This is a genomic window from Lacticaseibacillus yichunensis (assembly GCF_003946405.1).
GTDB classification, from domain to species: domain Bacteria; phylum Bacillota; class Bacilli; order Lactobacillales; family Lactobacillaceae; genus Lacticaseibacillus; species Lacticaseibacillus yichunensis.
Map to the genome: position 1 here is coordinate 72797 of NZ_RHOG01000006.1, position 20919 is coordinate 93715.

Here is a 20919-nt window from a genome sequence, read left to right on the forward strand (position 1 = left end):
CAAGTGTAAAGAGTTTTTTCTTTACAACCCAGGCCGATCACTGAGATTTGAAATTGCGAGCGTTCTTGAGCCGCTTTTTCTTGTTCTTCTTGCTCTGGCGCACCATCCGGTTCATCGCCATTTTGCCAAGACGACCCTGAACGCCGTTGCCCATCATGCCTTCCATTCCGGAAAAATTGCCCTTGTACATTTGGGTCATCATTTTCTTGGACTGATTGAACTGCTTGATCATCCGGTTGACCTCGACGATCGGGCGACCGGACCCAGCGGCGATGCGACGCCGGCGCGACGGATTCAGCAGATCTGGATCTTCGCGTTCCTTGGCCGTCATCGAATAAACGATTGCCTTCATGTGGTCGATATCTTTAGGATTCATCTGAAAATTCTTCAGCGCTGGATTGTTGGCCATACCGGGGATCATCTTAATGATGTCCTCGAAATTACCCATCCCCGCCACTTGGTCCATCTGATCCAAAAAGTCATTGAAGTCGAAGGTGTTCGTCCGCATCTTTTCGGCGACTTCGGCGGCCTGTTTTTGGTCATAGTTCTTCTGGGCCTTGTCGATCAGGGTCAGCATGTCCCCCATGCCGAGGATGCGATTGGCCATGCGGTCTGGATAAAAGACATCCAGCGCATCCATTTTTTCACCTTGGCCAATGAACTTGATCGGCTTGCCGGTCACCTGGCGAATAGACAGCGCGGCCCCACCACGGGTATCGCCATCCAACTTAGTCAAAACAACGCCGGTGATATCGAGCCGATCATTGAAGCCCTGGGCCACTTCGGTCGCGGCTTGCCCGGTCATACTATCGACGACCAGCAAGATCTCATCCGGATGCGCCAGTTCCTTGATATTGGCCAGCTCGGTCATCAGCTTCTCATCGATCTGCAGGCGCCCTGCCGTATCGATGATCACATAATCATTATGCTGCAGGGCCGCTTGAGCGAGTCCTTGCCGCACGATCTCGACTGGATCGGTATCCACGCCCATGTCAAAAACAGGGACGCTGAGTTGTTCCCCAATCGTTTTCAACTGGTCGACCGCTGCTGGACGGTAAATATCCGCGGCAATCAAAAGCGGCCGCGCCTTTTCATTTTCCTTGAGATAATTGGACAACTTGCCGACCGTCGTGGTTTTCCCAGCCCCTTGCAAGCCGACCATCATGATGATCGTCGGAATGTGCGGCGACTTGTTCAGCGGCACCGCGGCCTCGCCCATGGTCTTGGTCAGCTCATCGTTGACGATCTTGATGATCTGTTGGGCCGGCGTCAGGCTATCGAGGACCTCTGCGCCCAGGGCCTGTTCGCGCACCGTTTTGATGAAGTCTTTGACCACGCCAAAATTAACGTCGGCTTCAAGTAACGCCAGGCGAATCTCGCGCATCGCGGTGCGAACATCGTCTTCTGAGACCTTGCCTTTACGGCGCAGGCCGGAGAACGCCTTTTGCAGACGCTCAGATAATCCTTCAAATGCCATATTTTCCTCCTATTTCAACGGGCCGCTTGATCGGCGACACGGGTCAACAGCGCACTGATGGTGTGATCATCCGGATAAGTCTCATGGACATACCGGACAAGGGCATCGACCGCCTGATTTTGCGCCTGGTAATTTGCCAGCAGGTGCAACTTCTCTTCGTAATCTTCTAGACTGGCTTCAGTGCGCCGGATATTATCATACACCGCTTGGCGCGAGACATCGAACTCAGTCGCAATCTCGCCCAACGAATAATCATCGCCATAGTATAGCGCGAGGTAGCTATGCTGCTTATCCGTCAGCAATGCCCCGTAAAACTCGAACAGCGAATTCATGCGGTTGTTTTTTTCGATCTCCATGCCATTGTCCCCTCATTTTAGCTTCTTACAAAGCATACTGAACTGCCCGCACGCCGTCAATGGTGCCAGAGGCGGAGCAGCAGGCAAAAAAACAGAGCTGAGGCAATTTGCTCGCCTAGCTCCGTCTTATATTCTCAATTGATCAGCATCACGTGGTCTGAGGCGATCACGCCGCAGCAGGTGCCTTCTTTTCGCGGCCCAAAATGATCTGTGCGACCACCAGGACGATGTAGAAGATCAGCACGTAAAGCAGCCAAGGACCGATCTTTACGGAGCTGTCCACCCAGTACTTCTGCCAGGCCGTGTTGCTGAAGACCCAGTAGAAGATCGCCAGTAAGATCGTGGTCAGCGCGTTCAAGATCGCGAAGAACCACAGATTACCATTTTCGTGGTTATGCACGTAAATGCCAGAAAAGACGACGTTCCACAGCCCCCATCCGCACGCGGCGGCGATGACGGCCCAGTACAAAATCGTTGCGACCATAAAATTTCCCTCCAATTCATTCCTTTCTCATTCTAACACGCATGTAAGCGCAATACATCACAAAAAAGGCCTGGAAGTGAAAATTAACAGGAAGGCAGGCGCTCAGCGGCATGGTGCTGATCAACTGCTGGAAAAGTCCCGGAATCAGCGTCCCCGCGATGGACAGGCCGCAGATCGAAGCAAACGTGTGAGAAACAAAAAAGGATAACCCACCATTTCACCCATACGCAAAACTTGGTATTTTGATTGTCGGCTCTTAGTCTGAGTCAACAATCTATGTAAGGGTGGGCGGCGGCCAACTAGCGCGGCAGCACCTCACTCGAACTTAAAGCGGATCGTCCTGATGATTTGGCGAATCTTTGGGATTAACGGCCGGCTTTTCCGCCTCGCGTGCGCGGCGCTTATCGGGATCGATCAGATCTTTGAACAGCCCATACGCAAACTTGTTCGGATCAAAAGCCTGTAGATCATCCATCTGCTCACCGAGGCCGACCAATTTGACCGGCACATGCAAGTCATTGCGAATGGCCAGCACGATGCCGCCCTTCCCGGACCCGTCCAGCTTGGTCAACACGATACCCGTCACCTGCGTCGTCTGATTGAATTCCTTGGCCTGACTCAACGCATTTTGGCCAGTGGTCGCATCCAGGACCAGCAACGTTTCCTGGGGGGCATCCGGCAATTCGCGGACGATCACGCGGCGAATCTTATCGAGCTCATTCATCAAGTTGACTTTGTTTTGTAGGCGCCCGGCCGTGTCGACCAACAACACATCGACTTGCTCATCTTTAGCGCGGCGGACCGCATCGAAAATGACGGAAGCCGGATCACTGCCGGCACTGGAAGCCACCACTGGCACCCCATCCCGGCGGCCCCATTCTTGGAGTTGCTCGATTGCGCCTGCACGGAAGGTATCCCCCGCTGCCAGCAGCACCGACTTGCCTTGTTCCTTCAATTGATGCGCGAGCTTGCCGATCGTCGTGGTCTTGCCGGCGCCGTTAACGCCGACGAAGAGAAAAACGGTCGGGCCCTCCGCCGCATAATGCAGCGTATTGTCTTCTCCCTCACCGGCCTCGCCATAGAGATCGACTAGTTTTTGCACAATGGTCTGCGCGACCGCAGCCGGTTTCTGGGCATTTTGCAGTTTCACTTCTTCGCGCAACTCCTCAGTGAGTTGCTCGGCGGTGGCAAAACCGACATCCGCCTCGATCAACATCTCTTCGAGGTCATCAAAGAAATCCTCATCGACGGTGCGGAAATTGGCAAATAGCGCATTGAGCCGGTCGGCAAAAGACGTCCGACTTTTTTCAAGGCCGGTATCATATTTGGCTTCTTCTGTGGTCTCTGGCTTGCCACCACCAAAGACCTGCTTGATTCGATCAAATAATCCCATTATTGCGCCTCCTCATGATTGACCTGGTCCAAGCTGACTGCGACCATCTTGGATACCCCAGATTCTTGCATCGTCACCCCATACAGCATGTTCGCGGCGAGCATCGTCCCGCGCCGGTGCGTGATGACGATGAATTGTGTGTCGCTGGCATAATGGCGCAGGAACTCGCCAAAGCGGTTCACATTGACCTCGTCCAGACTCGCTTCCACCTCATCGAGAATGGAAAACGGCACCGGGCGCACCTGCAAGATGGCAAAAAGCAACACGATCGCCGTCAGCGCACGTTCCCCGCCGGATAAAAGCGAAAGCCGGCTCAATTTTTTGCCAGGTGGCTCGGCCGCGATCTCGATGCCGGTGTTCAACAAGTCATCCGGATCCGTCAACGACAGATGCGCATGGCCGCCGCCGAACATCTTTGGGAAGATCTCCTTGAAGGCCGCGTTGGTTTTGTCGAACATCTCCTTGAAGCGCCCCTTCACCTCTTCGTCGAGCTCTCCCATGGTGGCGAGCAATTGGTCCTTCGCGAGATTCAGGTCACCTTGTTGCTTGACCAGAAAATCGAACCGGGTCTTGACGTTCTCATATTCGGTGATGGCGTTGGGGTTCACCGGACCAAGGTCGTCGATGCCGCGCTTCAGCAGCTTCAATTGACTGCGCAGCGTCGGCAGATCCGCCGGCGTCAGTTTTGTGCCAGCCAGGGCTGCCTCATAGGTCAGCTGATAGTCCTCAGCTAGCGTGGTCAGACGGTTATCGATGTTGATCTTGATGCGGTTCAGCGACACACTTTGCTGCTCTTGTTCGCTCAGTGCGGTGTGCTGTTGGGTATAGGCTGTGGTGATCTGGGCCGAGACCTGACTGAGTTCGCCGCGATTGGCCGCCTTGGTCTTCGTCAACTCATCCTGGTTGCCCTTCATGGTCGCCAATGAGGCTTTCAGGTCACTGATTGTTTTTTGCCGATCTTCTTTATCCTGAGCGCTTTGTGTGGCGCCTTTGGTGATCGCCGCAATGCGCGCCGTCAATTGATCAACTGTTTGCTTCGCTTGAACGCGATTTTCTTGCCATTGCGCGAGCTGCTGGGCCGTGGTCTTCTGATCACTGGCTAATAAGGCGGCGCGTGTTTTGAGCTGGGTCAGGGCCGCCTGTTGATCAGCGGCCGAACTGCTAGCGGCCGCCACTTGCGCCTTGAGCGTTTCGATCAGCTGATCACCAGCCTTGACAGCCGCATCGGCCTGCTCAGCCGCCGCTTGCGCCGCCGCCAACCGACCGGCCAGATTTTGCCCGCCATCTGCCGATAACGCGGTGGCCTGCGTCTGGCGATCCAGTTGGGTCAGCTGACTCTGTTGCGCGGCTAGTTGGGCATCACTACCTTCAACCTTGGCCGCCGCAGCGCTGGTTGCCTCCTGCATTGATTGGCGGTGTTGCTGCGCGGCGCCCAATGCCTCATGAGCTTCTTTTTGTTTTTGCTGCTGAACTTTCAGCGAATCGACCATTTGCCGGAGTTGGGCCTTCAGCTCGGTGACTTCCTGGTTGCGTGCCAGTGGCGAGCTGCCCGTCTGCTTGACCTGCCCCCCTGTCATCGACCCGCCTGGATTGATCAGGTCGCCTTCGAGGGTAACGATGCGATAGCGGTGGCCACTCGCATTGGCCAAGGCGATCGCCGCATCCATGTCCTGGGCCACGATGAGGCTGCCCATCAGGTTGGCCATCACATTTTCCAGGCGTGGGTCGTAGCTGACGAGGTCCTTGGCCACGCCAATAAAGCCGTTGCGTCCGGCCAGCGCCTGTTGCGCATTAGCTGGCAATGGCCGAGGCCGAATCACGCTAAGCGGCAAAAAAGTGGCTCGGCCACTGCGCGTTTTTTTCAAATAAGCGATCGCGTTTTTCGCGGCGGTCTCATCTTCGGTGATGATTGCCTGGAGGTTGGCCCCCAGCGCGATATCCAGCGCCTGCTGATAGGCGGCCGGCACGGTCACTAATTCGGCGACTGCCCCGATCACACCCGTCAGCGTCGCCTTTTGCTTCAAGACCACGCGCACACCTGCAAAAAAGCCGGCGTAATCTTCCTTCAACTCCTGCAGGGTCTCATAGCGGGACTTCGCACGCTGAAAAAGACTGTAACCTTTCTGATACCGGTCGCTGATGTCGGCATACTCGCGCTGCCGTGTCGCCGCCTGGGTCTCGGCCGCGGCCAGCGCCGCTTGCGCCTGCTTTTTCGCGTCGCGGTCGGCAGCGTTTTGGGTCGTCAGCGTCTCAACTTGCGCCTGCTGGGCAGCAAGCTGGGTCCGCAACTCCTTGAGCCGGGCAGTGGCCGCCGCATTTTGGTTCTCGGCGAGCTGTTGGTCCTTTTGAAGGCTGGCAACGTCATTGGCCGCACGAGCCTGTTGCTGCAGCAGGTCGATGTAATCCGCACGGGCACTTTCCAGCTGCGTCTGCAGTTGGGCCGGGGTAGCGGCCGCTTGTGTTTGCGCCGTCAGTTGGGCGGCCACTTGTTTTGCCGCCTGCGCCGTTTCGGTTTGGTGGGCGGTCAGTTCTTCGATCTTGGCCACAGCCCCCGCGAGCTGATCCCGCGCGGCTTGTTCACGCTCGCGCAGATCGCTGAGCGTCGCTTCGGCATTGGTCGCACGCTCCGCCGAAAGATTGGCCTCGCCAGTCAAGTTTTCAAGCTTCATCGATGCGCTCAGGATGGCATCGTTTAGCTCCGTTAACTGCGCGTCATAGGTCTGATCCGCGGCCGTCAATTTTTCCGAGCGGTCTTCCAAATGGGCGATCTTGCTCGTCAAAGCCGTGATCGTCTGCTTTGTGATCGTTGCATCGGCGTCAGTCTGGCTCCGCTCGGCCACCAGTTGCGCGATCTCAAGCGCGAGTAAGGCCTGGTGACTGGCATGATACTCGCCCGACAGACGTTCATAATCGCGCGCCAGGGAAGCCTGCTCAGCAAGCGGTGCGACTTGGTGCTGCAACTCGCTGACAATGTCGCTGACCCGAGCCAGATTATCGTCGGTCGTCTGCAGCTCATGCTCGGCCTTCAATTTTTGCTGCTTATACTTGAAAACGCCAGCGGCCTCTTCCAGAATCCCGCGACGGTCCTCAGGCTTACTATTGAAGATCGCCTCCACGCGGCCCTGGGAGATGAAGGAAAAACTTTCCTTGCCCAGACCCGAATCCATGAAGAGGTCCACAATATCCTTCAGCCGGACCTGCTGGTTATTGATCAGAAATTCGGATTCCCCATCACGATAAAGCCGGCGACAGACTGTGACCGTCGCCGGCTGCTCTTTGAGATAGCCATCTTGATTGTCGAACGTCATCAGCACTTCTGCCCGGTTGAGCGGCGGGCGCGTGGCGGTGCCAGCAAAAATGACGTCCCCCATTTTCTCGCCGCGCAGGCTCTTGGCGCTTTGCTCCCCAAGCGTCCACCTGATCGCCTCGGTGATGTTGCTTTTTCCGCTGCCATTTGGGCCAACGATACCGGTCAGACCGGGGACAAAATCGATCTCAGTCTTATCGGCAAAAGATTTGAAGCCATTGATCACAAGGTGCGTTAACTGCATAAAAGGTCTCTCATTTCACTTGGCTTTGAGCGTGGTCAGCGCATCTTGCGCCGCCGCTTGTTCAGCCGCTTTTTTACTGCGTCCACTGCCACTGCCGAAGATCTTACCATCCACAGCGACTTCAACGGAAAAACTGCGATCATTCGCCGGGCCACTTTCGGAAAGCAGCCGGTATTCGATCGCGACCTCACCGCCTTGCTGGACATATTCCTGTAATTCCGTCTTATGATCCATGTCGGCCGCAAATTCGCCGGCATCGATCTTCGGAAAGATCACCTGCTCCGCAAACTTAATGACAGCCCCGCGCCCCTGATCGAGATACAACGCGCCGTTGAAGGCCTCGAACAGATCTTCAAGCAGGGTCTTGCGCTTGCGGGCGCCTGCCGCCTCTTCCCCCTTGCCGAGCTTGATGTAGCGGTCAAAGTGCGCCTCTTTGGAAAAAGCCGAGAAGCTCTTGGTCTGCACGATTGCCGCCCGCATCCGGGTCAGTTTGCCCTCGGGCTGATCTGGGTAATGGCGATAGATGTAATCCGAGACAGTCAGCTCAAGCACCGCATCGCCGAGAAATTCAAGCCGCTCGTTATCCTTTAGGCCGAGTTCCTTATGTTCATTGACGTAGGATGAATGCGTGAAAGCCTCATCCAAGATCGCCAGATCCTTAAACTCGACGCCGTACCGTTGTCTCAACTCGCTGACAAACTCTGAAGCGACCATATTTTCCTCCTTGAAAGTTCCCACTGCCTAGTAATTAGTCTATTTTATTATACAAGAGCTGACACAAAAAGGCACCCGCAATTGCGAGTGCCTTTTCAGACCTGGAATTACTTCGAGGTAACGGAGACATCAGCCCAGCTAGAGGTCGGCTCCAGGCTCAAGCCCTTAACACGGTTGGTCACAGCATACAGATTCTTGATGTAAAGGGTCGGAATGACGTAAGCCTCGTCGTGCATGTACTGCTGCCACTGATGGAACTGATCGATCCGGTAATCCGTATCGAAGGCCTTGTCGCTGTTCATGTTCTTCAGCAATTCGGTGTTCTTAGCAGTGACGAAGCGTTCCCAGTTGAATGGTGCGGCTTCAGAGTACAGATCATCCTGGGAAGGTTCACTGGACATGGACCAGCCGGAATCATACATATCAACGTTAGACGCGTCGTTCATGACCGCATCCTGCCATGCGTTGGCATCCATTGGCTTGCCGCCGGTGTAGACAACGTGCAGACCGATCTTCTTCCATGCCTGCATGTAAGTCTTGTTCATCAGCTCAGTGTTCTGGTTGCCAGAAATGGTTGCCCAGTTGATGGTCAGCTTCGAGCCATCTGGGTTGGTCCGGTAGCCGTCTTTGCCCTTCTTGTAACCAGCCTTGTCAAGGAGATCTTCAGCCTTCTTCAAGCTGTATGGATAAGCCTTGATGGAGCTGTCACTCCACTTGCCAAATGCAGGCGGAATGAGGGTCGCAAGCTGCGAGCCGGTGTCTGGGTAAAGCTTTTCAGCCACACCCTTGACGTTCATGGCGTAAGCAATCGCAAGACGAAGACTCTTGTTGTTCATCTTCGCATCCTTGTTCATGACGTTCTTGCCGGTCTTAGAATCCCACTTGCCGACCTTGAAGCCCATGTATGAATAGGAAAGCGGATCTTTGCCGATGACGGTGACCTTGTCAGAGTCCTTGACCTTCGCATAAGAGGTCGGTCCAATGGCGAGCATGTCGTACTTGGCGGCAGCTGCGGCGGTCGGTGCCTGGTTAGGCGAAACAACTTCGAAGGTGATCTTCGCAAGCTGCGGCTTCTTGCCATAGTAGTATTCGTTTGGTACGAACTCAGCAGACTGGCCAGAAACGAGCTTGGTCATCTTGTATGGGCCGTAGAAGATCGGGTTCTTACGAATCTGATCAGACGAAATGAGTTTGTTGAAGGCGATGCCCTTCAGGTAGTGATAAGGAACAGCACTTTCCCAGATAAAGCCGTTACCAGAAGTATTCATGCCAGGCTTCATCTGCTTGAAGTGAATAACGACTTTCAAGCCGTTATCGCCATCTGGCATCTCGATCCCAGAAATGGTCTTTGCGGTGCCTGCGTGGTATTCCGCCATGCCGACAATGTTCTGCAGAGACTCGGTATAACGCTGGCTCTGAGTGCCTTTGTTTGCGATGATCTCGTAGGCGTATTCAACGTCCTTTGCGACCAGGGACTTGCCATCAGACCACTTCACCTTAGGATTGATCGTGATGGTCGCGGTCTTCGCGTCGTCGTCCAACTTGATGTCAGCCGCGCCGCCCTTAACAAAGGCGTAGCTATCATCAACTTTGAACAGGCCTTCGTTGGCGAACTGAATGACATCGGAGTCAACAGCGTCAACAGAAAGTTCGTTAGAGAAGATCCCGGTGAACGGAGAAGCTGACTGCTCGCCATACTTGAAGGTTGCGCCAGAAACGCTCTTCTTGTTGTTTGTCGTATACGGCTTGATCTTGGACGTGTCAGCGTTTGAGCTGGTCGTCTTTTTGCTGCTTGAGCTATTGCTACCACAAGCGGCAAGTGTTACGGCCGCGATGCTGGTAAACATCAGCGTGCCGATAACTTTCGCTTTATTCATTGCCAAACCCCCTAAAATTTGAGCAACTTACTAGAAACTCGTTCGCTTCTTTGCTCCTGTGACTATGATGATACATTATGAGAAAACGATTGTAAAGCTTAAATTCCGCTCAGAATACAATTAAATTCAGAAATCGGTCATCAGGTCCGCTGACGGGCATCTGCGGCGCGGCGAATCGCGTTGCCGAAGAAGCTGATCGACAGGGCCAACACCATGATCAACAGCGACGCTGGCAGCCAGACCCACGGATAGGCCGTGATGATATCTGGGTCGTTCGCATAAGCGATCATCGTCCCCAACGATGGCGTGTCAGGCGGCAGCCCGAACCCAAGGTAGGACAGCCCAACTTCGAGACCGATATTGCCGGCGATGCCTAAAGTCAGATCCGTAATGATCATGGACGAAATATTAGGAATCAGCTCGCGCCACATGATCGTAAAATTAGAAGTCCCTGACGTTTTTGAAGCCGCGATATAATCTCGGCTGGCCTGGGAGAAAATGAGCGAGCGCATGAGTCGCGTTGTCCCCATCCACCCAAATGCTGAAATGATCAGGACCAGGGTAACGGCGTTGTAGTGCGTCGTAATCTTCACGAGCAAGATGATGACCAGGGTCGTCGGGATGATCATGAAGAAATCAACGATACGCATCACGACATTGTCGAGGAGACCGCCAAAATACCCGCAGATCGTCCCAATGATCAAGCCGATGAACTCAGTGATCAAGGTGACCGAGACGCCGATCAAGATCGAGTTACGGCCGCCGAGCATCAAGTAGTTCCAGACATCACGGCCCGATGGATCGGCGCCGAGAATGTGGCCATCTTGTCCCGGGGCCAGGAAGCGATCCAGCAAGGAGGCTTCGGTGACCTTATCCTGGTTAAGCAGACTTCCCCAAACAGTGATCCCAATCAGCAAGGTGGCGGCGATGACTAAGGAGATCATCGCGACTTTATCATGGCGCAATTCACGCCAGATGACCTTGAAGCCAGAGGGTGTCTCGGACATTGTATTCGCGTTTGTTTCTACAGCATCGACCATATTTTTGTTTTCCATCGTCGATCCCCCCTTACTCGATCCGGATCCGCGGATCCACGATCGACATGATGATATCGGAAAGCAAGTTCCCCAGCAGTGTCATCAGCCCGAACAACAAGGTCAACGAGGTGATGATCGGATAGTCGTTGCTGTTCATCGAATCGATGAACAACTTCCCCATCCCAGGATAGGAGAAGACGTTTTCGATGAAGACCGACCCACCGATCAAACCGGTGATGGTGTTCCCCATGAACGCCGCGATTGGCAGCAGGGAGTTCCGCAGAATGTGGCGGTCAAAGACGATGCGTTCCGGCACCCCTTTGGCACGCGCGGTCCGCGTGAAGTCTTCCTGCGTGTTGTCGATGATCCCAGACCGCAGATACTGGATGATCCCGGTGGTCGAGATCACGGAGGACAAAATGGCTGGTAAGATCATATGGTAGATGCGGCTGAAGAACTTGGCAAGCAAGCCGTCAGCGGCGATCGAGATCGAACCAGTGGTTGGAAACCAACCGAGCTGGTAACCGAAGAGCCACAGGCCAAGCAGGTAGAAAACAAAGCCTGGGATGGCAATAATGGCAAATGCGTAAAAGGAGATCCCGCCGTCAATATGGGTACCCTGGTAGCGGCCGGCCAAAACGCCAAGCGGCACCGCGATCAGATACGTCAGCAAAACGGAGAACAGCGACAGCCAAATGGTGTTGCCGGCACGTTCAGCGATCAAGTTGATGACCGGCACCTTGTAGGCGTAAGACATGCCAAGGTCGCCGTGCAAAATGTTGCCGATCCAGCGGAAATATTGCACTGGCAATGGATCCAGCAACCCTAATTCCTTTTTAATGGCCTGAATCTGGTTGAGGTCCATTTGCGGTGAGAGCTTCCCTGACCCGGTGAATGGATCCCCTGGCATCAATTTGGCCAAGAAGAAAACGATCAGTGACAAAATGATGATCTGCGGGACCATGATGAGGACCCGTCGGATAATTGTCTTCCACATTACGCAAGGCCCCCCTTCAGCTTTTCGAGCTCCGAATCCGGCAGTGCGACTTGATGCGTGGCAGAGATCTGCTTCAGATCAAGGACACGGCCGTTTTCATTGTAGTAACGCGACTCTTCATCGCGATAGATGTGCTCGACTTCTTTGCGATGCGCCAGATCCGCTTCCCGAGTGGCTGGCGACATGCTTGGAATCGCTGACAAAAGACGCTGCGTGTAGATATGTAATGGATCCTTGTAGATATCTTCACGCGTGCCGATCTCAACGAACCGGCCGCGAGTCATGATCGCCATGTTTTTGCACATATGCTTCACGACACCAAGGTCATGTGAGATGAACAAATAGGAAATGTTATATTCCCGCTGAATCTGCTTCATGAAGTTCAGCACCTGCGCCTGCACGGACAGATCCAGCGCGGAAACAGGTTCATCGGCGACGATCAGCTTCGGGTTCGTGGAAACGGCCCGGGCGATGCCGATACGCTGACGCTGGCCACCTGAGAACTCGAATGGATATTTGTACATCGAGTCCGCCGGCATCCCAACGATATCCAGCAATTCGCCGACGCGTTTGCGTTCCTCTGTGTCGGACATCCGTTCAAAATTGCGAATCGGCTCCGCGATGATGTCGCGGATGCGCTTTTTCGGATTCAGACTCGACAAAGAGTCCTGGAAGATCATCTGGACATCTTTGTTGTAGTGAATCTTGCTACGATTGCTCTTTTTGGTGATGTCGACGCCCTTGTAGATGATCTGGCCGCTGGTCGGCTTTTCAAGGCCGACGACCGCTTTGCCGATCGTGGACTTACCTGAGCCAGATTCCCCGATCAGCCCGTAAGTCTCGCCTTCTTCAATGTCGAAGTTGACCCCATCGACGGCGTAAACATAATCCGTGACTCGATTGAAAAAACCGGAGCGAATCGGGTAGTGGATCTTTAAATTCTTGATCTCGATCATTGCCATGTGCTGCTCACCCCTCCGTTTGCGCCGTTAACGTGGATTCTGGTTCGTCCCTGAAATGGAAATGCTTGTAGCAGGTGCACTGAACAAAATGGTTCGGCCCTACTTCATGCATGGTCGGATGCGCTTCATGCGCCTCTTCTGGAATCCACGGAATCCGCTTGGCAAAGCGGCATGTGTCGACTTGCATTTCCTTCAAGGTCGGCACCACCCCATCGATGACATACAGTTCGTCATCATCGGAATCGGCCTGTGGCATCGACCGCAGAAGACTCCGTGTGTACGGATGGGTCGGATGCTGGAAAATGTCGTAGACGCTGCCTGTTTCGACCAGCTGGCCCGCATACATGACGGCCACCCGGTCCGCTGTTTCGGCCACGACCCCAAGATCATGCGTGATCAGGATGATGCCGGAATGCGTCTCCTTTTGGATCTGCTTGAGCAAGTCGAGAATCTGGGCCTGAATGGTCACATCCAGCGCGGTGGTCGGCTCGTCGGCGATGATGATCGGCGGCTTGCAGGCGATCGCAATGGCGATGACGACACGCTGCCGCATCCCACCGGACAACTCATGCGGATACTGGCGGAAAACACGTGGCGGGTTCGGAATGCCGACCTGGTCGAGCAGCTCAAGGACACGCTTTTCACGGTCCTCTTTGTTGAGCTTCGTATGATAGACCAAGGTCTCGGCGATCTGATCCCCGATGCGCATCAGCGGGTTCAACGCCGCCAACGGATCCTGGAAGATCATGCCGATATCATTGCCGCGAATGCGGTTATAGATCGGCTCGTTCAGGCCCACCAGATTCAGGTCGCTGTACAAAATGTCCCCAGTCACCTTGGCATTGGTCGGGTTATGCAACCCGATGATGCTGGTGGCCAGTGTACTTTTTCCTGAGCCTGATTCACCCACGATCGCGAGCACCTCGTCCTTTTTCAAGGTCAAGTTGACATCATCGACCGCATCGTAAAAATCGTCCCCGACACGAAATGCAGTGTGCAGATGCTGGATATCTAAAAGCAGATCCCCTGGCTTATCCACAGTGATTCCCCCTTTTTCCATCAAATCCCGACCAGATCTTAATGATGAGAGCCAGATTAGACTTCAAATGAATTTATGATTCATTATATATAAGGCCCTGCGGATATGCAAGTTAAGTTCGCGATTGCCGCGCGGTTTTTATCAAATATTCGCGGCAAAAAAATAGCAGTTCGCAGGCCAGAAAAATCGGTTGCATTATCATTTTTGTGGACGGTATTTCTCATTTCTAAGACACAATTTCATTTTCGTTTGAAGATCGCAGACAAATGTCGGGCTGAGATGGACATGTCAGCCGCCATCCGCGGCCACGACATTTTCTGAGGTTGGGCCACACCGCATCCAAAAAAAATTGCAAAAAAGTGGTCGTTTCCCGCCGACCGATTGGACACAAAAAAGAGGCCACCTCTGCATTCAGAGATGACCTCTTACACTATCTGACACGATCGCATTTGACCGCGCCGCAATTGCTTATCTCGTGTTAGTTCGCTTGATGGGTCATGACATACTGGACCGCGTCGCCCACCGTCACGATCTTTTCGGCATCCTCATCGGGAATCTCGGCCCCAAAGGTATCCTCGAGTTCAAGCACGAACTCAACGATATCGATGGAATCGGCATCAAGGTCTTTTTTGAAGTTCAGGTCGTTTGAGATCTTCGCTTCCGGGATCTGAAAATGATCTTGAATCAACCCAGAGATTTTTGCGAATACTTCTTGCTCAGTCATGACGTCCTCCTTGTGCTTAATACGCATTACAGCATAGCGGTTTTATGCGCCTTTGTCCACTTATTTCACCTGGTGGGTCCGTCAATCCTTGGGCGCGGCCACCGGATGGGCAGTGAACCAGTCGACGACCTTGGCCAGCGTCTGCCCTTGCACCATCGCATCGATCTGCTTGACCGTGTAGTAGACCGCATCCGCATCCGCGCCGCCATGCGCTTTGACGACAGGCGCCTTCAGCCCAAGCAGCACTGCACCACCGTAACTGGAGACATCGAAGGTTGAGGCGATGCCGCGGACCTGTTGCTGCAGGAGGAGGCCGCCGAGCTTGCCCTTGACCCCGCCGTTCATGATCGCGTCCTTGACCAAGTGCATGATCGACTTGGCTGTGCCTTCGATGGCCTTGAGGGTCGCGTTGCCCGTAAAGCCATCCGTGACCACGACATCCGCGACGCCACGCAGCAGACTGTCACTTTCAACATTCCCAATAAAATCGATACCGGCTAGCTCGGACAACAGTTGGTACGTCGTCTGGTGGAGCTCATCGCCCTTATTTGCCTCGGTGCCGTTGTTGAGCAGGCCGATGCGTGGGGCCTTGATGCCCCGCACATCGCGGGCGTAAAAATCACCCATGATCGCATATTGAACCAATTGAGCAGCCCGATTGTCCGCATTGGCGCCGACATCGAGCATGTTGAAGCCGCGACCATCCAGTGTCGGCAAGGTCGGCATCAGGCCGGGGCGATCGATGCCCTTGATGCGGCCGACGATGAACAGCCCCGCGGCTAACAGCGCCCCGGTCGAACCCAAGGAAAAACACGCATCCGCTTCGCCGTTTTTCACCGCCTGGGCAGCCAGGACCATCGACGCATTTTTCTTCGTGCGAATAGCACGGACCGGCTCGTCATCGCTATTGATCTTTTCGGTCGTATGCACCAGCGTGAGGCGCTCATCGCTTTTGATCAGCGGGCGAATCTTAGTCTCGTCGCCATAAAGCAAAAACTCGACATCCTTGAGCTCGTCGCGTGCGCGCTCGACGCCTTGAATCACGACTTCCGGGGCATGGTCGCCGCCCATTGCATCCACTGCGATTTTCATCTGTCCAACTTCTTCCTATATAAAAGTGTGTTCAGTCTCTCAATTATATCAATCTAAGCTGCCTTGCGTCTGTTGCTGGCGGGCCAGGTACCCCCGCAGCGGCGCAAATTCCGGTGCCGACAGCCCTGGGTCCGCCTCAAACAGTGTCTCGGCGGCTTGCTGCGCGGCGTTGAGCACCGCGTAATCGCCAACTGGATCGCCGAGCTTGAACGCCGGCAGCCCGCTTTGGTTCGTGCCGAAGATATCCCCGCCGCCGCGCATTTCCAGATCCTTTTGCGCCAGTAAAAAACCATCCTGTGTCTGCGTCATGATCTGCATGCGGGCCACACCGGTCTCATTTTTCGGATCGGCGACCAAAATGCAGTAGGCCGCGGCCGAACCACGGCCCACGCGGCCACGCAACTGATGGAGCTGCGCAAGGCCAAACCGGTCGGCATCGAAAATGATCATCACGGTCGCGTTTGGCACATCCACCCCGACTTCAACGACCGTCGTGGACACCAAGAGTTGCACCTCGCCATCGCTGAAAGCCCGCATGATCGTGTCCTTCTCGTCATTTTTCATCTGCCCATGCAGCAGCGCGACCTTGGCCACCTCATGAAAGGCATGGTCCATGTCCTCATACAGCTGCTCGGCGTTTTGCAGATCGATCTTCTCCGACTCCGCGATCAGTGGCGTGATGGCAAACACCTGGTGGCCGGCCAGCAGCTCCGTCTTGATCCGCGCCATGGCGTCGCGCAACTGATTCTTGCGCACCCACGTTGTCGTGATCGGCTGCCGGCCCGCTGGCAACTCGTCGATCGTCGACACATCCATTTCCCCATAGGCGGTGATGGCCAGGGTTCGAGGAATTGGGGTGGCCGTCATCGCGAGCAGATCCGGCTTCAACCCTTTTTCCTGGAGAATCTTGCGCTGCTGGACGCCAAAGCGGTGCTGCTCATCGATCACGACCAAGCCAAGTGCAGCGAAGTTGACCTCTTTTTGAATCAGCGCATGGGTGCCGATCACAATGTCGACATCCCCTGTCATCAGGCCATCCAGTGTCGCCCGCCGCTCCTTGCCCGGCGTGCTGCCCGTCAGTAAGCGAATTCGCACGGGAAAATCGGCGAAGAGCTTCGTTAGCTTGGCAAAATGCTGCTCCGCCAGCACTTCCGTCGGCACCATCAAGGCTGCCTGGTAGCGCGCGGTCACCGTCGCGTAAAGCACGATCGCGGCGACGATGGTTTTGCCTGAGCCGACATCGCCTTGCAACAGGCGATTCATGTGGCGCGGCCGGCGCATGTCGCGGCAGATCTCATTGACCGACCGTTTCTGCGCGTTGGTCAGATCAAACGGTAGCGTTTTGATCAGCGCCTTGAGCTCGTCGTTATCATACGGAATCGCCAGCCCGTTGGCAACATTTAAGTCGTCCTGGCGCAGGCTTTGAATCTTGCACTGAAACAGGAAAAATTCGCGGAAAATCGCACTGCGCCGGGCGGCCTTAGCCTCATCAGCGTCGCTTGGAAAATGCATCCCGTGGACGATTGCCTGATCCGGCAACAATTTCAGCCGCTCACGCACCGCCAGCGGCACCACATCCGGAATATTTTGGCCATCGCGCGCCCAGGCCGCCTTGATCAAGTCGATCACGGTGCTTTGGCGAATATATTTATTCACCGTGTAAATGCCGGCAAGGGATGGCGCGTCCTCTGTCTGCGTGGCGAGCACCTTCATGCCGGTCAATGTGTGGCGCGCGGCGTCCCATTTGCCATAGATTGCCGCCTCGGTGCCCATAGTGAAGCGATCCTTCAGCCAGGGCTGGTTGAAAAATGTCACCAGCACCACCGCATGCACCACCTGAATTTTGACATTCAGTCGGTTTTTATGCGGGCCAAAGCGCGTGACCACTGGATCACTCACGACGACGCCTTTGACTGTCAATTTTTCCTGGTCGGCCGCAAGTGTCAGGTCCTTGACCTGCAGATCATCGTAGCGGTAGGGAAAATAAAATAGCAGATCCCCGACCGTGCGAATTGCAAGGGTCGCCAGCGCATCCGCGCGTTTTGGCCCGACGCCTGGCAGCACCGTGACCGGATCATCGATCGCCATCTTTTCCCTCCTTTCGAATGCAAAACAGGTTTTGGTTCATCAACAAAAGTCCATTTCAGTTGAAGCGCAAAACACGCCTTTTACCTCAAAATAAAAACCGCCTGCACGTTCTCAGCGCAAGCGGTCATCATTACTCCACCGAGACCAGATACGGATAAACGGGTTGGTCGCCGTGATGGATCTCGACCTCCAATTCGTCATTTGCTTCCTGAATGGCGGCCGCGATCGCCTCAGCTTCGTCTTCGCTGCCACCTTCACCGATGATCAAGGTGATGATCTCGCTATCCTCATCGATCATCTGCAAGATCATGTCCTCAGCGGCTTTTGCGCGATCGCCTTCGCTGACCTTGATCTTGCCATCAATGATGCCCATCCAATCATCCTTGTGAATCGCCAGGCCGTCGATCGTTGTATCGCGAATCGCCTGCGTGACCGAGCCAGACACAACATTGGCCAATTCCTCGGTCATTGCTTCTTGATTCGCGTCAAGATCAGCCTCCGGATTGTAACCCAGCATCGCCGTCAAGCCTTGGTTGATCGTCTTGGATTTGACGATCGCGACTTCAACGGCCGCCGCCTTGGCCGCTTCTTCGGCTGCCATGAAAATGTTGCCGTTGTTTGGCAACACGATCACGCGCTTGGCATGCGCCGCGTTGATCGCATCCAAAATATCATTGGTGCTTGGATTCATCGTCTGGCCGCCGCTGAGCACATGGGTCACCCCAAGGCTCTTGAACAGCTCACTGAGGCCATCGCCCGCCGCGATCGCGACCACACCACTTTCTGCAAGCGGCTGTGGTTTCGCTTTTTCCTCTTCTTCGCGCTCGATGATGCTTTCGTGCTGCAGGCGCATGTTGTCGACTTTTATTTTCGCCAATTCACCGTACTGTTGGCCGTAGCGGAAAACAGTGCCAGGATGCTCGGTGTGCACATGGACCTTGACCACTTCATCGTCGGCGACAACCAACGTGGAGTCACCCAGCGAGTTCAGATAATTGCGGAAGGTCTCATAGTCAAACGGCTTATCGCGGCCCCCGGTGCCCAAAGTGACCATCATTTCCGTGCAGTAGCCGTAAACAATGTCTTCAGGATTGAGCTGCGCCTGGGCGCCTTGATGATGGGTCGCGTTGACCATTTCGTTCATCTCGGCTTCATCCGGCACATAAGCGTCATCGGCGACATCTCCGGACAAGCCTTCGCGGAAGCCTTCATATATGAAGACCAACCCCTGACCACCGGAATCCACAACGCCGACCTCTTTGAGAACTGGCAACAGATCTGGCGTTTTCGCCAAGGCGCGCTTGGCCGCTTTGACCACACTGGTCATCACCGCAACCGCATCATTGGTCGTGCCAGCCGTCTTCAATCCGGCCTTAGCCCCTTCGCGCGCAACGGTCAAAATTGTGCCTTCGACAGGCTTCATCACTGCTTTATAGGCCGTTTCGACCCCAGCGGCAAACGCATCCGCCAAGTCTTGCGCGGTCAGTGTCTGCTTTTTCTCAACACTTTTGGCGAAGCCGCGGAAAAGCTGGGAGCTAATGACCCCAGAATTCCCGCGCGCGCCCATCAGCAGGCCCTTGCCCAGCAATTGCGTCAGCGCGCCGACATGGTCGCTGTCGCTTTCCAGCACCGCCTTAGCGCCGGTCTGGAAGGTCAGATTCATGTTGGTGCCGGTGTCGCCGTCCGGAACGGGAAAAACATTCAACGAATTGACAAATTCCGCATTTTTATTGATACGATGCGCGGCGACGCGAATCATATCCTGGAACTTTGCGGCTGTGATCTCAGTAACTTCCACCTAACAAATCCTCCTCAACGCGCTAGTCCTCGTCGCCCAGCACGCGGACGCCTTGAACGATCACTGTGACCTCATTGGCTGTGACACCGAGCATCGTTTCAAGATTATACTTCACTTTATCTTGAACGTTGCGACAAACTTCCGAGATCTTCGTGCCATAACCGACGACAATATTCACCTCGACCGCCACGCCATTGTCTTGCTGGCGAACAACGACCCCACGGGAATAATTCTCGCGGTTCAAAATATCATTGAGGTTATCGCGAATCTGATTTTTGCTGGCCATGCCGACGATACCGTAAATATCCGTTGCTGCGCCACCGACTACTGTCGCGATCACGCTGTTTGCAATATCGATCGTGCCCAGCTTGGTTTTGATTTTGACCGCCATGTGCTGACCTCCTCTTATTCTGTTGGGTTTCTAAGATAGTTTATCATAGCACTACCCGTTTTTAAAGCAACCGGCCCCGGCCTGGATCTGCTGTCAAGTATTTTCACTTTGCAAAAAACATTGCATTCAACACGGCGTTATGATAAGTTAGTCAAGTGAAAAATTCGCAGCACGCGGATAAGCAAGGAGGTCCACGATTTGGCAAAAGACGTCATTACAGGTCGTCACACCACGTTTGGCAACAAGCGCTCCCATGCGCTTAACTCAAGCCGACGTTCTTGGAAGGCAAACCTGCAGAAGGTCCGTATCTTGATCGACGGCAAACCAAAGCGCGTTTGGGTATCTGCCCGCGCGCTGAAGTCCGGCAAAGTGACTCGGGTCTAACCTGAACATAAAAATTGCGGTGTCCCCAGTGGACGCCGCTTTTTTTGTGCCGCCCCCAGTTGGGACGAAGAAAATAATGGGATGCCGTCACACAACGATGGCAGGCGTTGTTATGGGCGTGTTGTTCTTTGAGAACGGAAATCTCGCGCATTGGCCTTCGAAACTAGCAACTGTCATTCTCGGAGAACGCGAGACTGCAAGCGCATCTGGGCAGCCGGACTCAGGGTCCACAAATTTGCCGCTTTTGGTTGCGAAAGACAACATCCGCGGTCCCAGGGTCCGCTCGCTCCCAAATAACTGCCGAAAACTAATGTCACGCCATCACACTGATTGTTGCCACACGCCCCCGGGGCGTGCGGACATTTTTTTGGACCGCCGTTTTGCTAAAGTGCACAACGACGGTGTTCGTTCAGGTTTTTACCTCCCAAAGAATTTTTTCGTCTCTTGGTGTTATACCAGTTGAGATATGTATTCAGTGCTTCTTCAAAGCCATCTAATGTTGTCTTCGACCAATCGTGGTTATAGAAGAACTCTGTCTTTAAATGCCCAAAGAGG

At 54.4% G+C, this 20919-nt stretch carries 16 protein-coding genes and 2 pseudogenes; 1 reads left to right on the forward strand and 17 read right to left on the reverse strand.

The features are described from left to right. Nucleotides 1-37: 37 nt before the first annotated feature. The 16 genes and pseudogenes from ffh to EKM95_RS03395 form a co-directional block, all read right to left on the reverse strand. A complete protein-coding gene (ffh, locus tag EKM95_RS03320; RefSeq protein WP_125696419.1) occupies nucleotides 38-1477 on the reverse strand; it encodes a signal recognition particle protein in 1440 nt (479 codons plus the stop codon). A gap of 14 nt (nucleotides 1478-1491) precedes the next feature. After that, entirely contained in the window at nucleotides 1492-1833 is a 342-nt protein-coding gene (locus EKM95_RS03325; RefSeq protein WP_125696420.1) for a putative DNA-binding protein, read from the reverse strand. 166 nt (nucleotides 1834-1999) lie between these two features. Next, nucleotides 2000-2317 (reverse strand): hypothetical protein, encoded by a 318-nt coding sequence (locus tag EKM95_RS03330; RefSeq protein ID WP_125696421.1) that lies wholly within the window; start codon nucleotides 2315-2317, stop codon nucleotides 2000-2002. Nucleotides 2318-2729: 412 nt separating this feature from the next. Then, a pseudogene (ftsY, locus tag EKM95_RS03335) lies at nucleotides 2730-3710 on the reverse strand (signal recognition particle-docking protein FtsY); the annotation flags it as partial. Further along, the gene (smc, locus tag EKM95_RS03340; protein WP_125696423.1) at nucleotides 3710-7261 is read right to left on the reverse strand and encodes a chromosome segregation protein SMC; all 3552 of its coding nucleotides are present in this window, start codon (nucleotides 7259-7261) and stop codon (nucleotides 3710-3712) included. The pseudogene ftsY and the gene smc, both read right to left, overlap by 1 nt. A gap of 15 nt (nucleotides 7262-7276) precedes the next feature. After that, complete coding sequence (rnc, locus tag EKM95_RS03345; protein ID WP_125696424.1) at nucleotides 7277-7975, reverse strand: ribonuclease III; 699 nt, start codon at nucleotides 7973-7975, stop codon at nucleotides 7277-7279. Nucleotides 7976-8082: 107 nt separating this feature from the next. After that, entirely contained in the window at nucleotides 8083-9852 is a 1770-nt protein-coding gene (locus tag EKM95_RS03350) for an oligopeptide ABC transporter substrate-binding protein (protein ID WP_125696425.1), read from the reverse strand. A gap of 140 nt (nucleotides 9853-9992) precedes the next feature. Further along, nucleotides 9993-10892 (reverse strand): ABC transporter permease, encoded by a 900-nt coding sequence (locus EKM95_RS03355; RefSeq protein ID WP_164510073.1) that lies wholly within the window; start codon nucleotides 10890-10892, stop codon nucleotides 9993-9995. A 28-nt stretch (nucleotides 10893-10920) separates the two neighbouring features. Further along, nucleotides 10921-11886: an ABC transporter permease gene (locus tag EKM95_RS03360; protein WP_125696427.1), complete on the reverse strand. Its 966-nt coding sequence runs from the start codon at nucleotides 11884-11886 to the stop codon at nucleotides 10921-10923. A 184-nt stretch (nucleotides 11887-12070) separates the two neighbouring features. Beyond that, nucleotides 12071-12848, reverse strand: a pseudogene (locus EKM95_RS03365) (ATP-binding cassette domain-containing protein); the annotation flags it as partial. A gap of 7 nt (nucleotides 12849-12855) precedes the next feature. Then, on the reverse strand, nucleotides 12856-13887 hold the full coding sequence (locus tag EKM95_RS03370) for an ABC transporter ATP-binding protein (protein ID WP_125696429.1): 1032 nt from the start codon (nucleotides 13885-13887) through the stop codon (nucleotides 12856-12858). A gap of 478 nt (nucleotides 13888-14365) precedes the next feature. After that, nucleotides 14366-14611 carry an acyl carrier protein gene (gene acpP / locus EKM95_RS03375; RefSeq protein WP_125696430.1) on the reverse strand — a complete coding sequence of 82 codons (246 nt, stop codon included), beginning with the start codon at nucleotides 14609-14611 and terminating at the stop codon, nucleotides 14366-14368. An 81-nt stretch (nucleotides 14612-14692) separates the two neighbouring features. Then, the gene (gene plsX, locus EKM95_RS03380; RefSeq protein ID WP_125696431.1) at nucleotides 14693-15703 is read right to left on the reverse strand and encodes a phosphate acyltransferase PlsX; all 1011 of its coding nucleotides are present in this window, start codon (nucleotides 15701-15703) and stop codon (nucleotides 14693-14695) included. Between the two features lie 48 nt (nucleotides 15704-15751). After that, nucleotides 15752-17791 carry an ATP-dependent DNA helicase RecG gene (recG, locus tag EKM95_RS03385; protein ID WP_125696432.1) on the reverse strand — a complete coding sequence of 680 codons (2040 nt, stop codon included), beginning with the start codon at nucleotides 17789-17791 and terminating at the stop codon, nucleotides 15752-15754. 130 nt (nucleotides 17792-17921) lie between these two features. Beyond that, nucleotides 17922-19589 carry a DAK2 domain-containing protein gene (locus EKM95_RS03390; RefSeq protein WP_125696433.1) on the reverse strand — a complete coding sequence of 556 codons (1668 nt, stop codon included), beginning with the start codon at nucleotides 19587-19589 and terminating at the stop codon, nucleotides 17922-17924. Between the two features lie 22 nt (nucleotides 19590-19611). After that, nucleotides 19612-19980 carry an Asp23/Gls24 family envelope stress response protein gene (locus EKM95_RS03395; protein WP_125696434.1) on the reverse strand — a complete coding sequence of 123 codons (369 nt, stop codon included), beginning with the start codon at nucleotides 19978-19980 and terminating at the stop codon, nucleotides 19612-19614. Nucleotides 19981-20178: 198 nt separating this feature from the next. Between EKM95_RS03395 and rpmB the strand changes: the two genes are divergently transcribed. After that, nucleotides 20179-20364, forward strand: coding sequence for a 50S ribosomal protein L28 (gene rpmB, locus EKM95_RS03400; RefSeq protein WP_125586748.1), 186 nt, complete (start codon nucleotides 20179-20181; stop codon nucleotides 20362-20364). 383 nt (nucleotides 20365-20747) lie between these two features. Here the strand turns inward: rpmB and EKM95_RS03405 are convergent. After that, the coding region (locus EKM95_RS03405) for an IS3 family transposase (protein WP_164510070.1) at nucleotides 20748-20919 on the reverse strand (172 nt) is incomplete at its 5' end.

Excerpts from the sequence above, each read along its gene's own strand:
- EKM95_RS03350 (WP_125696425.1), bottom strand. The coding sequence starts at position 9,852 with ATGAATAAAGCGAAAGTTATCGGCACGCTGATGTTTACCAGCATCGCG.
- acpP (WP_125696430.1), bottom strand. The coding sequence starts at position 14,611 with ATGACTGAGCAAGAAGTATTCGCAAAAATCTCTGGGTTGATTCAAGAT.
- recG (WP_125696432.1), bottom strand. The coding sequence starts at position 17,791 with ATGGCGATCGATGATCCGGTCACGGTGCTGCCAGGCGTCGGGCCAAAA.
- EKM95_RS03395 (WP_125696434.1), bottom strand. The coding sequence starts at position 19,980 with ATGGCGGTCAAAATCAAAACCAAGCTGGGCACGATCGATATTGCAAAC.
- EKM95_RS03330 (WP_125696421.1), bottom strand. The coding sequence starts at position 2,317 with ATGGTCGCAACGATTTTGTACTGGGCCGTCATCGCCGCCGCGTGCGGA.
- EKM95_RS03325 (WP_125696420.1), bottom strand. The coding sequence starts at position 1,833 with ATGGAGATCGAAAAAAACAACCGCATGAATTCGCTGTTCGAGTTTTAC.
- EKM95_RS03355 (WP_164510073.1), bottom strand. The coding sequence starts at position 10,892 with ATGGTCGATGCTGTAGAAACAAACGCGAATACAATGTCCGAGACACCC.
- smc (WP_125696423.1), bottom strand. The coding sequence starts at position 7,261 with ATGCAGTTAACGCACCTTGTGATCAATGGCTTCAAATCTTTTGCCGAT.
- plsX (WP_125696431.1), bottom strand. The coding sequence starts at position 15,703 with ATGAAAATCGCAGTGGATGCAATGGGCGGCGACCATGCCCCGGAAGTC.
- EKM95_RS03360 (WP_125696427.1), bottom strand. The coding sequence starts at position 11,886 with ATGTGGAAGACAATTATCCGACGGGTCCTCATCATGGTCCCGCAGATC.
- rnc (WP_125696424.1), bottom strand. The coding sequence starts at position 7,975 with ATGGTCGCTTCAGAGTTTGTCAGCGAGTTGAGACAACGGTACGGCGTC.
- ffh (WP_125696419.1), bottom strand. The coding sequence starts at position 1,477 with ATGGCATTTGAAGGATTATCTGAGCGTCTGCAAAAGGCGTTCTCCGGC.